This is a genomic window from Amycolatopsis sp. NPDC004169 (assembly GCF_040610315.1).
In the GTDB taxonomy this organism is placed as follows: Bacteria; Actinomycetota; Actinomycetes; order Mycobacteriales; family Pseudonocardiaceae; genus Amycolatopsis.
In genome coordinates this window covers 1-12,024 of the sequence record NZ_JBEXMD010000029.1, presented here as the reverse complement: position 1 = coordinate 12,024, position 12,024 = coordinate 1, and the positions used below count along the sequence as shown (strand labels likewise).

Below are 12,024 nucleotides of genomic sequence, written 5' to 3'. Positions count from 1 at the left end.
GCTGATACGAACGGCACCCGCGTGGATCGACACGTCCGACCGGAAAACCTACCGAGATCCACTAACCTCGGCGCGTGCCCGACCTCGAACCGGTGACCCACGCCGCACTGAGCGCCCGCGAACGGCTGGCGCTGCTGGACGAGGCCGCCGCCCGGCACGTCGACCAACAGCGGCCGCCCAACACGCTCAAGGCCTACGCCCAGGACTGGCAGGTCTGGCAGGACTACACCGCCGAGGCCGGCATCCCGCCGCTGTCGGCGACGATCGGCGCGCTGACCGGCTTCGTCGTCTGGCTGGAACGCGGCCGCACGCTGCGACCGGACGAACGGGCCGTGCCGGAGGTGCCCGAACGGGCCGCCCCGGCGGCGCCGTCGACGATCGAGCGGCGGCTCACCGGCGCGCTCGCCGGGCTGCGCCACCACAAGGTGCTCGTCGATCCCGAAGCCAGCCGCGCCGCGTGGCGGGCGCTGAAGGGGTACCGGCAGCGGCTGGCCAGGGAGGGCGTCCAGCGCGGCCGCGGCAAGGCCACCATGGTCACCCTCGCCGATCTGCGGGCGATGTCACGGGCCTGTCCGGACACCCTCGCCGGCGCTCGCGACCGGGCGATGCTGCTGATCGGCTTCCCGATCGCCGCGCGCTGCTCCGACCTGGCGAACCTGCTGGTCACCGACGTGCAGCCGGTCGACGACCGGGGACTGGCGGTGACCGTCCGGCACGGCAAGAGCACCGGCGACATGGTCGTCCCGCGGCGCGAGAGCCCCGACACCGACCCGGTGCGGGCCTGGCACGCCTGGCGGTCGGGCGCGGGCCTCACCGAGGGGCCGGCGTTCCGCCGCGTCGACCGGCACGGCAACGTCGGCGAGCCCGCGCTGAGCACGACCGGGGTCAACCAGATCCTCACCCGGGCCGGGGTCCGCGCGGGCCTGCCGTACCCGGTGACCGGGCACTCGCTGCGATCCGGCTTCGCCACCGAAGCCCGCCGGGCCGGGGCCGACGACCTCGCGATCGCCGACCAGGGCCGCTGGGTGCGCGGCAGCCGGGCGCTGTACGAGTACATCCGCCGCGTCGACCAGTGGAACGACAACGCGGCCGGTGCGCTCGACCTCTGATCACCGTGGCCGGATCGGCACCGAACGACACAGTTACGGCGCTGATCGGGTGGCGCCGACGACTTCCCCGTCCAAGCGGGCGAGCCAGCTGCCGCAGACGCAGCGCACGTAGTCGAGGCGGTGGGTGACGGGCTGCGCCGCGGCCGCCGGGAGTTCGGCGAGCGGCCAGCCGCAGCGGGGGCAACGGTTCCGGTCCATGCCCCGATCGTGCTGTAATGGCTTTGTGCACTTCAACCCTTACGGCGGCCCGGCCGCGCTGGTGGCCGCCGACCTGGTCAACGCCGGGTCCGCGAGCGAGCTCCTGGGGGGAATGGTCCGCAACGGCATGGCCATCGAGGCCCTCACCGACGGCGAGGCGGCGTTGATCGGCGCGTGGGCCGGCCGGCTGCGGCCGGTGTTCGCCGCTGCGGCCGCCGACCGCCCGGACCTGGTCAACGACCTGCTGTCCGAAGCGGCGTGCCGCCCGTACATCACCACCCACGACGGCAAGCCGCCCCACCTCCACTACTCGGCCGAGGACGCGGGCCCGGTCGGCCGGGTCCGCGCCTACACCGCGGGCGGCCTGGCCCACCTGGTGTGCGAGGCCCCGGACCGCCTGGGCATCTGCAGCCGCGAAGGCTGCGAAACGGCGTACGTCGACACCTCGCGCAACGGCCGCCGGCGGTTCTGCTCGACGCGGTGTGCGACGCGGGTGCACGTGGCCGAGCACCGGGCCCGGCAGGTCGGCGTCTAGGACAGCTCCTGGACCGCGGCCGCGCGGGGGTCTTCCGACAGCCCGAGCAGCAGTGTCCGGTCCGGGAGGGCGACCGCGCCCAGGACGTTCCCCCAGAGGGCGGACCGGAACGGCAGCTCGGAGCCGTCCCGCAGCTCCCACACCGTGGTGCTCTCCGGATCCCAGTCGCACGCCACCGCGACCGGGGTGCCGTCCGGCAGCGCCGTGCACACCAGGGCTTCCTTCGGGTCGACCGAGCCGGTGATGGTGCGGCGCAGGGTCCGGCGGTGCAGGTCCCAGATCCGGACCGTCTTGTCCCGGCCCGCGGACACCACGATCGGCGTCCCGTCGGCCAGGACCGCCGTGTCGAGCGCGGTGACCGGCTGGGTGTGGCCGGTGAGCCGGAACCGCGGTTTCCCGTTCGCCAGGTCCACCACCCGGAGGTGGTGGTTTTCCCAGTCGGCGACCACGGCGACCGGCGTGCCGTCGGGGAGGACCGCCGGGACCGCCACGTCGAACATGCCGATTTCGCGGAGGTCGTGGCGCTTCGCGTGGTTGCGCAGGTCCCACGTCTGGATCCTGGTGCAGCCGTTGTGGACGACCGCGATCGGCGAGCCGTCGGCCAGCGACAGGCACCGCACCGCCGCTGCGTCCTCGGCCAGTCCCGGCAGCGTGCCGCGCGGAGATCCGTCCCGCAGGTCCCACACCCGGGCGGTCCGGTCCGGGCTGACCGTCACCGCGACCGGGACGCCGTCCGGCAGGACCATGGCCGCGACACCGGTCACGTCGTGGGTGTGGCCGTCGAGCGTGTGCCGCCACGAGCCGTCGGACAGGTCCCACACCCGGGCCGTGTTGTCCCGGCCGCCGGTGATCGCCACCGGAGCGCCGCCGGGCAGCACCAGTGCCGCGATCGACCGGAGGTCGCCCTTGTGCCTGCCCAGCACCCGCTGCGCGGGCCGCCACTCGGCCGGGTCGACGTCGACCCACGTCGGCTCGGCCGGGAACGGCGGGAACCGGATGTCGGCGTTGGCCGCGCCTTCCGCGGCGATGGCTGCGGTCGTGGTGCGCTTGGCCCACACCACGAGCGCGACGAACACGACCGCCCACACCGCCGCCACCACGACGGCCGGGACGGCCAGTCCCGAGCTCCCCAGCACGATCACCACGCCGATCACCACGAACGTGCCGATGGCCGCTCCCACGGCGGCGGCCATCCCGGCCGCGAAGGACGGCGGCTTCCGCACGGGCAGGTCCACCGGCGGCGTGCCGGTCGGCGGTGCGGGTTCCGGCCGCGGCAGGTCCGCCACCAGTCTCGTCAGTTCGTCGCTCAGCCGGGCTGCGTACACCGCCCGCACCCGCTCGTCGAACTCCGGCAGGTCGAGCACGCCCGCCTCGACGGCCTCGTGCAGTTGCGCCACCGCGGCTTCCCGGTCGGCGTGGGAGGCCCGCGGCGACCGGGACGGCCCCGCCGCGGCGGGCAGGTCGGCCACCAGCGCGGCCAGCTGCGCGTCGGTGGCCGCCCGCCGGACCGCGGCCACGCGGTCGTGCTGCTCGGCCGGGTCCAGCAGCCCGCCGGCGACCGCGGCCTCGATCCGCGCGACGGCCTGGTCGCGTTCGGTGTGACTCGCCTTGGCGTCCAGGTTGCCGACGACGGCGTCGACATCGGCGTAGGTGACGGCCCGGTTCAGCAGGTTCTCGGCGTCGGCGTAGGCGCGGGCGTCGAGGCGGCCGTCGGTCAGGGCGCCGGCCAGCCGGACCAGCGCCCGTTCCCGGTCGGCGGCGGAAATCCGCAGTCCCGGGCCGGTCCGGCCGGAGGCGCCGGGCAGATCGGCGACCGCCGGGGCCAGGTCCTTGCGCACCCGGGCGGCCTGGACGACCACCAGCCGCCGTTCGTACTCGGCCAGGTCGAGCCGGCCTTCGCGCAATGCGGTGTCGAGCGTGCGGGTGGCCGCCGCGCGGGCTTCGTCACCGATTCGGACTTCCCCAGTCATCGCGGGAGAATAGCGACCCGGAAGCGGGCCAGGGCTTTCGCGCCCGCCACGCGAAGACGGTCGGCGTCGGCTCGCCGCCTTCGGCGAACCGCTCGAACACCAGCCCCGCCTCGAGAACCGCGCCCAGCAACGCCGGCAGCGGCCGGTGGGTGGCGCCGACCTTGTCGCGCAGACCCTGGTCGCTCCAGGACTCCATCGTCCAGCCGGGCTCCCGGTAGCCGGGCCGGATGACGACGGCCCGGCCGTCGGTGCGGTCGGCGAACCCGCCGCAGAAACACGGGTGCACGCCGACGTGGACGAACACCCCGCCGGGCGCCAGGACGCGGGCCGCTTCACGCAGCACCGCGGGGTACTCGGGCATGTCGGTGTGCACCATGATCGCGACGACCGCGGGCAGCGCCCCCGTGGCGATCGGCAGCGCGGTGGCGTCGCCACGCACCACCGGCAGCCGGCCGGCGGCGTGGCGCAGCATCCCGGCGGACACATCGACGCCGAGCGGGGTGCGCCCGAGCTGCCGGATCCGCTCCGCGTGGGCGCCGGTGCCGCAGCCGAGCTCCAGGCACGGGCCCGTGCCCGGCCCCAGCAGGTCGCGCACCACCGGCCCGAACTCGAGCGGGTCGTCCCGCCAGCCGGGGACGAGCGTGGTCTCGTACCAGTCGGCGATCGCGTCGTAAGAGGTCACGCTCCCGTGGTACCGGCCGGGCCCGGCCAGGTCCACGGATTCCGCGGCGGGCGGACCACCGCGGAATCCGGCCCAGGTGGCGCGCAGGGCTTCGGCCGGCTCTGCCTACACTGGACACATGAGCAAGCGCTTAGTGGCACTGGGGGACTCGTTCACCGAAGGCGTCGGCGACGACGATCCCGCCGCCCCCAACGGTGTCCGTGGCTGGGCCGATCGCGTCGCCGAGCAGCTCGCCGCGCAGGAACCCGGCTTCCAGTACGCCAACCTCGCCATCCGCGGCAAGCTGCTGCCGCAGATCCTCGGCGAGCAGCTCGAGCCGGCCCTGGCCATGGCGCCCGACCTCGTCACCCTCTACGGCGGCGGCAACGACCTGATGCGGCCCAAGGTCGACATCGACGGTCTCATGGTCGGCTACGAAGCCGCCGTCGCGAGGATCCGGGCGACCGGTGCGCGCCTGGTGCTGTTCACCGGGGTCGACGGGGTCGAGGACCCGCTGTTCCGCACCATCCGCGGCCGGGTGGCCATCTACAACGAGCTCGTGCGCGGCATCGCGGCCCGCCACGACGCGCTGCTGGTGGACCTGTGGTCGATGCGGCAGCTGTGCGACCGCCGGTTCTGGGCGCCGGACCGCCTGCACCTCAACGCGCTCGGGCACACCGAGGTCGCCATCGAGGTGCTGCGGGTCCTCGGGGTGGCGCATCCGCTGAGCAGCCCCGAACTCGCGCCGCGCGAGCTGCTGAGCCCGGCCGCGCGCCGCAGCCAGAACCTGCAGTGGGCGCGGGAACACGCGCTGCCCTGGGTGCGGCGGCGGGTGAAGGGCGAATCGTCTGGGGACACCGTGGCCGCGAAACGCCCGGCGCTGGCGCCGGTGGACTCAGCGCCGCTCCCCCGCTGACGGGCGGAGCCCGTCGAACAGGATCGCCACGGCCCGGTCGCGCAACGTCGCGTCCGGGCCGGCGTATTCGGCGGCCCGCGCCACCCCGATGATCACCGGGATCAGCTCACCGACGACGACGTCGGCCCGGACCGCGCCCGCCGCCTGCGCCCGCGAAAGCAGCACGCCGAGGGCCGACAGCAGCCGCGCGCCGATGCCGGACTTCGCCACCGGCACCGTGACCCCGGCCGCGGTGAGCGCCTCGAAGTAGGCGTTCTTGGCGCTGGACATCGCGACCCAGCTGGTGAGGAACGTGAAGAACGCGCCGCCCGCGTCCGCGGAGTCCGCGGCCACGGCCGTCTCGGCTTCTTCCACGAACCGGCTCAGCCGGGCGTGGAGCACCGCCTCGAGCAGCGCCTCCTTCGTCGGGAAGTGCCGGAACACGGTGCCGATGCCGACGCCGGCGACGCGGGCGACCTCCTCGGTGGGCGCCCCGGTGCCCTTGGCCGCGAACACGCTCTCGGCCGCCTCCAGCACGCGCGCCCGGTTGCGCCGGGCGTCGGCGCGCAGCGGTTTCGGCTCGGCGGTGTCAGCGGCGGGGGTCACCAGCCGATCGTAACGGGGCCTGTCCGGGGAGCGAGTCCAGCAGCCGGGCGAGCGCGCGCGGCACGTGGGACCGCCAGCCGCCGCCCATGATCCGGCGGGACACGCGCTGGAACTCGTCGTCCGGGTCGAACCCTTCGTGGCTGAGGAACAGCCGGGTGCCGGTGCCCTCCGGCACCAGCCGCCATGTCACCGTCCACTGCGGACCCCAGCGGATGCTCAGCTTGCGCTCGGGCTCGACCTCGAGGACCTCGCACGCCACCGGCCCACCGGCGAACCCGGCGGCGGGCACCGGCTCGGCCAGCAGCTCGAATCGGTGGCCCACCACGGGCCGGATGTCGTTGGGCATGGTGAGCCAGCGTTCGAGCAGGTCCGGTTCGGTCAGCGCCCGCCACACCTTGGCGGCCGGGTGGGCGAGGAACTGGTCGACGTGGATCGCCCTCGGGTCGTCGTCGGTCACAGGTCTTCCTCTTCGTCGAGCAGGTCGCGCAGGTTGGCGAGCTTGGTGCGCCAGAAGCGCTCGTACGGGGTGAGCCAGTCCGCGACTTCCTCGAGCGGGGCCGCGTCGAGGCGGTAGACGCGGTTGCGGCCCTGGCGCTGCTCGGTGACCAGGCCCGCCTCCCGCAGCACCCGCAGGTGTTCCGAGAGGCTGGGCCGGGCCATGGCGAACCGTTCGGCGATCGCGCCGGCGGCCATCGGGCCGTCGAGCAGCAGTTTCAGCACTTCGCGCCGCGCCGGGCTGGCGAGTGCGGCGAAGACGTCGTCGTTGACCGGCATCAGCGCGGCACGGCGCCGAAGTCCGACGGCTCCAGCAGGCCGATCGTGTGCCCGTCGGGGTCCCGGAACGACGTCGCCCGCCCCCAGGGCTGCGGCTGCGGCTCGCCGACCGTGACCCCCGTCGCCCGCAGCGCGGCGACCTCGGCGTCGACGTCGGTGGTCTGCAGCTGGAAGTGCCGCGGACCCGGTTCGACCCCGGTGACCTGCTGGTCGGTCAGCACCACGCCGGTCTGCGCTCCCTTCGGCGCCACCATCACGAACCGCCCGCCCTGCGGCGTGCGGTGGTCGACGAGGGCTTCGAAGCCGAGCTTGCCGACGTAGAAGTCGCGCGCGCGGGCGTGGTCGGCGACCGGCAGGGTCAGGAACTGCACGTGGGTGATCGTCATGCCGCCGACATTACGTAGGAGATCTCCTACGCGTCAAGCGAGTGGCCGAACCAGCGTTCGAGGGCCGCGCGCAGCGCCTTGCGGTCCGTGTCGTCCGGCTCGGCCGCGCTGGTGGCCCAGGCGACGTAGCCGTCCGGCCGGACGAGCAGCGCGGTCGCGTCGGCGTCCGCGTGGCCGGTGACGTGGTCGACCCGGTCGCTCCAGCCGCGGAGCTCGTCGCCGAGCGAGCCGGTGAAGTCCAGCAGCAGGGGCCGGGCCGTCGCGGTCAGCTCGGCGAGCCGGGTGCCGCCGTCGAGCACGAGGTCCGGGGCCCAGCGGCCGTCCAGCGGGTGGTCGGTGCCCGGCTCGTACCGGACGTCGGCCCCGGACATCAGGTCGGCGATGTGCTGCACGGTGCCGGGCAGGCGCAGCAGCTCTCCGAACAGCTCGCGCAGCGCGGTGACGTCGCCGCCCGGGCTGATCAGCGCCGACTGGGCCTGGGTGTGCATGACGACCCGCTGGGCGACCGGACGGCGTTCGCTCTCGTAGGTGTCGAGCAGGCCCGCCGGCGCCCGGCCGCCCAGGGTGGCGGCCAGCTTCCAGCCGAGGTTGACCGCATCCTGCAGGCCGAGGTTGAGCCCGGGACCGCCGATGGCGGAGTGGACGTGCGCGGCGTCGCCGACCAGCAGGACGCGGCCGTCGCGGAACTTGTCGGCCAGCCGGGTGTTGCGCCCGCGCAGCCGCCGCAGCAGGTGCGGCCCCTCGCCCTCGGGCGCGCCGAGGGGCAGGTCGAAGCCGAGGACGCGCCGGATGCTCGCGCGCACGTCGTCGAGGGTCACCGGCGGTTCGTCCGCGGGCTCTTCGTCGTCGGTCCACTCCATCGCGGTGACGAGGGTGCCGGTGGGGAACGGCGCGTAGGCGAACAGCCCGGTTTCGGTGCGGTAGTGGAAGAACGGGGGGATGACGCCGCGGCCCGGCACCCGCAGGCCGCCCGATCCCGGGTCGGTGAACTCCGCGGGCACGGTGGCGTTCGCGGTGTGGGACACCGCCCGGTCCTCGGTGACGCCGGGGAAGCCGATGCCGGCGAGCTTGCGGGTGACGCTGCGGCCGCCGTCCGCGCCGACGACGTACCGGGCGCCGAGCCGGTACGGGCCGTCGGGGCCGGTGACGTCGAGGGTGACCGCGTCGGCGTCCTGGGCGAGGCCGGTGAGTTCGTGGCCGCGGCGGACCTCGACGCCGAGTTCGGCCGCGCGTTCGCCGAGCATGGCTTCGATGCGGCGTTGCGGCACGCCAAGGACGTTCAGCGAGTTGCGTTCGACGAGGGTGAGGTCCAGGCGCATCGCCCCGAAGACGAAACCCGGAACGGGTGGGGCGATCGGGCCGGCGAGCCGCTCGTGCAGGCCGCGGCGGTCGAGCACGCGGACGACCTGGCCGACGAGGCCGTTGGCGCGGTTCTCGGTGGTGGGTTCGGGCAGCCGTTCCAGGACCAGCGGGCGGACACCGGCGAGGGCGAGCTGGCAGGCGAGCATCAGGCCGTTGGGGCCGGCCCCGGCGATGACAATGTCTTCCGTGTCTTCCATGACTCCCTGATTTCGGGCAGGGCGAAGCAGCCCGGCGGGCCGGGCGGCTTCGCGGACGGAGGTCTAGCGGGGTTCGGGCAGGCCGGCGGCGAGCCGGCCGAAGACGTCCCGCAGGACGCCTTCCAGTGACTGCGACGGCCCGGCGATGAGCCACTGCTGGGTGACGACGTTGAGCGCGGCCCCGACGACGCCGGCGACGAGCCGCGGGTAGACGTCCCGGGTGACGTCGGTCCCGGTGCGTTCGGCGACGGCGAGCGCGAACTCGGCTTCGGCGGCCGCGCCGGCTTTCTGGAACTCGCCCTGCAGAGCGGGTTCGGCGACCATCAGCCGCAGCCCTTCGACCCAGCTGGGGTCGGCGGACTGCCCGCTGGGCACCGGTTCGCCGAGTGCGAACCCTTCGAGCGTGGCCTGGGTGACGGCGTCCCAGATCGGTTCACCGGCCGGCCGCTCCCGGAGCGCGGCGGCGATGGCCCGCGCCCGGTCGTGGTGCCGGGCGACGATGGCTTCGCCCTTGCTGCCGAAGTAGTTGCTGAAGGTCCGGGTGGACACCCCGGCTTCGGCGGCGATGTCTTCGATCCGGACGTTGTCGAAGCCGCGTTCGACCGTCAGCCGGATCGCCGCCCAGCTCAGCGCGATGCGCGTTTCCCGCTTCTTGCGCTCGCGAAGGCCGGCGCGGTCGGTGTCCATGGCTCCACCGTAGCGGAACTTGCCGACTCTGCAAAGTTGCTCAGTCGGCAAGTTTCTGCGAAGCCTGCAGCACCCGGCGCACGGCGTCGCGCAGCCACCGGTGACCGCCGTCGGCGGCGTGCCGGGGGTGCCAGGCCATGCCGATCTTCAGGGGTGGCAGCGGCAGCGGGATGTCGAGCAGGCGCAGGCCCAGTGCGTGGGCGACGTCGGTGAGGGGCGACGGAGGCCGGCCCGGCAGCGCGACCGGGACCAGGCAGACCACGTCCCCGGCGGCGGCCAGCGCCATCGCCGCCAGGTGCCCGGGCAGGACGGCGCTCACCCGGCGGGTGAGCCCGTGTTCGGCCAGGGCCGCGTCGAGCGGTCCGGCGAAGCGGCCGCGACGGCTGACCGCCACGTGGTCCGCCGCGGCCAGCCCGGCCGGCGTCACGGCGCCTTCGGTCAGCGGGTGCCCGGCGCGGACACCGGCCGCCATGCGCAGCGTGACCAGGTCTTCGACCCGGGTTTCCGGGTCGGCGTGGCCGATGTCGCCGAGCTCCAGGTCGATCCGGCCGTCGCGCAGGGCGGGACCGGCCTCCCACTCCTCGGCCAGCACCCGCAGCGAGACGCCGGGCGCCTCGCGCCGGGCCAGCTCGAGCAGCCCCGGCGCCACCGCGGCGCCGACCACGTCGGCGGCCTGGACGGTGAAGGTGCGCCGCAGGGTGGCGGGGTCGACCCCGCCACCCGGGGTCAGCAGCGCCGCGAGCCCGCGCACCACCGCGGCGGCTTCTTCGCGCAACGCCTCGGCTCGGGGCGTGGGCACCATCGCCTGCCCCGCCCGGACCAGCAGCGCGTCCTGGAGCACCCGGCGCAGCCGGGCCAGGGTGCGGCTCATCGCGGCGGGCGACGTGCGCAGCCGCTCGGCGGCCCGGGTGACGCTCTGCTCGGCCAGCAAGGCGTCGAGCGCCACTGCGAGGTTGGCATCGAGGTTCGGGAATGCGTCGCTCACCAGCACTCTTCCGATTCCGGCAATGATTGCTTGCTGACGTTCCCATTGTGGCAATGCGGCGGGCGCCAGCACGATCGAGGGGTCAATCCGCTTCGATGCAGACCGCGAGGTTCCATGATCGTCATCACCGCACCCACCGGCCAGATCGGCGGGCGCCTGCTGTCCCTGCTGCTCGAAGCCGCGCCCGCCCGCGGCGAAGAGCTCCGGGTCGTGGTCCGCGACCCGGCCCGGCTTCCCGAGGCGGTGCGTGACCGCGTCGAGGTGGTCGCCGGCTCCCACGGTGACGCCGCGACCGCCGAGCGGGCCTTCGCCGACGCCGACGCCGTGTTCTGGCTGGTCCCGCCGGACGGCTCGGTCCCACCCGAACAGGGCTACCGCGGCTTCACCCGCCCCGCCGCCCGGGCGTTCGCCGAGCACGGTGTCGGCCACGTCGTCGGCGTCTCGGCGCTCGGCCGCGGCACCCCGCAGGCCGGCCACGCCGGCCTGGTGACCGCCACCCTGGCCGCCGACGACCTGATCGCCGGGTCCGGGGTCGCCTACCGCGCGCTGGCCTGCCCGTCCTTCTTCGAGAACCTGCTCGAAGAAGCGGACTCGATCCGGGACCACGGCGTCTTCACCGACACCGTCGCCGCGGACCGGCGTGCGCCGCTGGTGGCCGTCGCCGACATCGCCGCGGCGGCCGCCGGGCTGCTGCTGGACCGCTCCTGGACCGGCGTCGGCAGCGTTCCGGTGCTCGGTCCGCAGGACCTGTCGCCGGACGACCTGGCCCGCATCATGACCGAGGAGCTGGGCCGCCCGGTCCGCTACCACCGCCGGCCGCTCGACGACCTGCGCGCCGAACTGCTCGGGTACGGCCTCGACGCGGCGTTCGTCGAGGGCGTGGTCGCCATGAAGCGCGCCAAGGACGAGGGCCTGGACGCCGGTGCCGCCCGCTCGGCGACGACGGGCACCGGCTTCGCGCAGTGGTGCGCCACGACCCTCAAGCCCGCCGTTCTCGCCGCGCCGGAGGCCGCCGATGCCCGCTGAGCCTGCCGTCACCGCGTTCATGCTGGTCAAGACCACGCCCGAGTGGCTGGCGCTGTCCGTCGCCGAACGGGTCCACGCCTTCGAAACCCGGGTCGTCCCGGTGGTCGAAGCCCGCACCCGGGGTGTCCGGTCCCGCTTCTACGACACGGAGTTCTATTCGGCGCGGGTCACCGACGTCTGGGTCTGGGAGGCCGACGACCACGACGCCTACCGGCTGCTCGTCGACGCGCTGCGGGAAACCCCGTTCTGGGACCGCTGGTTCGAGGTCGTGGACCTGCTCGTGGGCGTCGAGAACGGCTACGCACGCACCTACGGCGTGGAGACGGCGGCCACCATCGCCACCTGAGCCCCGCACCACCTCCGGTGGCCGGTGACCGACCGGACGAGAAACCGGTCATCGATCGCCGAAACCGGTCGCGAGCGTCACACTGTTGTGTGACATCGGTCACCGGAGGTGTTGCGAGATGGTTCTGGGCGACAACAGCGTCACTCACCAGGTGACGGCGGACAGCAGGGTGCAGGTCCGGCGGGCGGCGCTGGCCCGCGCCCGCGGGACCCCCCAAGAGTGGTTAGGCATAATACAGTAAAAAAACCCCCCCGCCCCGGTGTTAACCCCCCGGTTATTACCCGCGT

At 74.3% G+C, this 12,024-nt stretch carries 15 protein-coding genes; 5 read left to right on the top strand and 10 right to left on the bottom strand.

Going from position 1 to position 12,024, the window contains the following annotated elements; genetic code table 11:
- The first annotated feature begins 74 nt into the window (after positions 1–74).
- Positions 75–1,109 carry a site-specific integrase gene (locus ABZX11_RS31890; RefSeq protein ID WP_354919908.1) on the top strand — a complete coding sequence of 345 codons (1,035 nt, stop codon included), beginning with the start codon at positions 75–77 and terminating at the stop codon, positions 1,107–1,109.
- Between the two features lie 33 nt (positions 1,110–1,142).
- Here the strand turns inward: ABZX11_RS31890 and ABZX11_RS31885 are convergent, their stop codons facing one another.
- Positions 1,143–1,307 (bottom strand): hypothetical protein, encoded by a 165-nt coding sequence (locus tag ABZX11_RS31885; protein WP_206794992.1) that lies wholly within the window; start codon positions 1,305–1,307, stop codon positions 1,143–1,145.
- Between the two features lie 25 nt (positions 1,308–1,332).
- Here ABZX11_RS31885 and ABZX11_RS31880 point away from each other — a divergent pair, with 25 nt between their 5' ends.
- A complete protein-coding gene (locus ABZX11_RS31880) occupies positions 1,333–1,842 on the top strand; it encodes a CGNR zinc finger domain-containing protein (RefSeq protein WP_354919905.1) in 510 nt (169 codons plus the stop codon).
- On the opposite strand, the gene ABZX11_RS31875 is transcribed toward ABZX11_RS31880, so the two are convergent.
- The gene (locus tag ABZX11_RS31875) at positions 1,839–3,812 is read right to left on the bottom strand and encodes a DUF1707 domain-containing protein (RefSeq protein WP_354919902.1); all 1,974 of its coding nucleotides are present in this window, start codon (positions 3,810–3,812) and stop codon (positions 1,839–1,841) included. The two genes, ABZX11_RS31880 and ABZX11_RS31875, sit on opposite strands and share 4 nt — an antisense overlap.
- Positions 3,787–4,494 (bottom strand): class I SAM-dependent methyltransferase, encoded by a 708-nt coding sequence (locus tag ABZX11_RS31870; protein WP_176169661.1) that lies wholly within the window; start codon positions 4,492–4,494, stop codon positions 3,787–3,789. The genes ABZX11_RS31875 and ABZX11_RS31870 overlap by 26 nt, the downstream gene beginning before the upstream one ends.
- A 118-nt stretch (positions 4,495–4,612) precedes the next feature.
- Between ABZX11_RS31870 and ABZX11_RS31865 the strand changes: the two genes are divergently transcribed.
- Positions 4,613–5,389 (top strand): SGNH/GDSL hydrolase family protein, encoded by a 777-nt coding sequence (locus ABZX11_RS31865; RefSeq protein ID WP_354919899.1) that lies wholly within the window; start codon positions 4,613–4,615, stop codon positions 5,387–5,389.
- Here the strand turns inward: ABZX11_RS31865 and ABZX11_RS31860 are convergent.
- From ABZX11_RS31860 to ABZX11_RS31830, 7 genes are all read right to left on the bottom strand, one after another.
- The gene (locus tag ABZX11_RS31860) at positions 5,369–5,974 is read right to left on the bottom strand and encodes a TetR/AcrR family transcriptional regulator (RefSeq protein WP_176169663.1); all 606 of its coding nucleotides are present in this window, start codon (positions 5,972–5,974) and stop codon (positions 5,369–5,371) included. The two genes, ABZX11_RS31865 and ABZX11_RS31860, sit on opposite strands and share 21 nt — an antisense overlap.
- The gene (locus tag ABZX11_RS31855; protein WP_176169664.1) at positions 5,958–6,431 is read right to left on the bottom strand and encodes an SRPBCC domain-containing protein; all 474 of its coding nucleotides are present in this window, start codon (positions 6,429–6,431) and stop codon (positions 5,958–5,960) included. Before ABZX11_RS31855 ends, ABZX11_RS31860 begins: the two co-directional genes overlap by 17 nt.
- A complete protein-coding gene (locus ABZX11_RS31850; protein ID WP_176169665.1) occupies positions 6,428–6,748 on the bottom strand; it encodes a metalloregulator ArsR/SmtB family transcription factor in 321 nt (106 codons plus the stop codon). Before ABZX11_RS31850 ends, ABZX11_RS31855 begins: the two co-directional genes overlap by 4 nt.
- Positions 6,748–7,134 (bottom strand): VOC family protein, encoded by a 387-nt coding sequence (locus ABZX11_RS31845; RefSeq protein ID WP_354919894.1) that lies wholly within the window; start codon positions 7,132–7,134, stop codon positions 6,748–6,750. Before ABZX11_RS31845 ends, ABZX11_RS31850 begins: the two co-directional genes overlap by 1 nt.
- Positions 7,135–7,160: 26 nt before the next feature.
- Positions 7,161–8,693, bottom strand: coding sequence for an FAD-dependent monooxygenase (locus ABZX11_RS31840; RefSeq protein WP_354919891.1), 1,533 nt, complete (start codon positions 8,691–8,693; stop codon positions 7,161–7,163).
- Between the two features lie 63 nt (positions 8,694–8,756).
- Positions 8,757–9,380, bottom strand: a complete 624-nt coding sequence (locus ABZX11_RS31835; RefSeq protein ID WP_176169668.1) for a TetR family transcriptional regulator — start codon at positions 9,378–9,380, stop codon at positions 8,757–8,759.
- Between the two features lie 40 nt (positions 9,381–9,420).
- Positions 9,421–10,365 (bottom strand): LysR family transcriptional regulator, encoded by a 945-nt coding sequence (locus ABZX11_RS31830; protein ID WP_354919887.1) that lies wholly within the window; start codon positions 10,363–10,365, stop codon positions 9,421–9,423.
- 114 nt (positions 10,366–10,479) lie between these two features.
- Here ABZX11_RS31830 and ABZX11_RS31825 point away from each other — a divergent pair, with 114 nt between their 5' ends.
- Entirely contained in the window at positions 10,480–11,391 is a 912-nt protein-coding gene (locus tag ABZX11_RS31825; protein ID WP_354919884.1) for an NAD(P)H-binding protein, read from the top strand.
- A complete protein-coding gene (locus tag ABZX11_RS31820) occupies positions 11,381–11,737 on the top strand; it encodes a darcynin family protein (RefSeq protein WP_354919881.1) in 357 nt (118 codons plus the stop codon). The genes ABZX11_RS31825 and ABZX11_RS31820 overlap by 11 nt, the downstream gene beginning before the upstream one ends.
- The last annotated feature ends 287 nt before the right edge of the window (positions 11,738–12,024 follow it).

Coding starts and splice junctions, on each gene's coding strand:
- ABZX11_RS31885 (WP_206794992.1), bottom strand. CDS start 1,307: ATGGACCGGAACCGTTGCCCCCGCTGCGGCTGGCCGCTCGCCGAACTC.
- ABZX11_RS31875 (WP_354919902.1), bottom strand. CDS start 3,812: ATGACTGGGGAAGTCCGAATCGGTGACGAAGCCCGCGCGGCGGCCACC.
- ABZX11_RS31865 (WP_354919899.1), top strand. CDS start 4,613: ATGAGCAAGCGCTTAGTGGCACTGGGGGACTCGTTCACCGAAGGCGTC.
- ABZX11_RS31850 (WP_176169665.1), bottom strand. CDS start 6,748: ATGCCGGTCAACGACGACGTCTTCGCCGCACTCGCCAGCCCGGCGCGG.
- ABZX11_RS31845 (WP_354919894.1), bottom strand. CDS start 7,134: ATGACGATCACCCACGTGCAGTTCCTGACCCTGCCGGTCGCCGACCAC.
- ABZX11_RS31840 (WP_354919891.1), bottom strand. CDS start 8,693: ATGGAAGACACGGAAGACATTGTCATCGCCGGGGCCGGCCCCAACGGC.
- ABZX11_RS31835 (WP_176169668.1), bottom strand. CDS start 9,380: ATGGACACCGACCGCGCCGGCCTTCGCGAGCGCAAGAAGCGGGAAACG.
- ABZX11_RS31825 (WP_354919884.1), top strand. CDS start 10,480: ATGATCGTCATCACCGCACCCACCGGCCAGATCGGCGGGCGCCTGCTG.
- ABZX11_RS31820 (WP_354919881.1), top strand. CDS start 11,381: ATGCCCGCTGAGCCTGCCGTCACCGCGTTCATGCTGGTCAAGACCACG.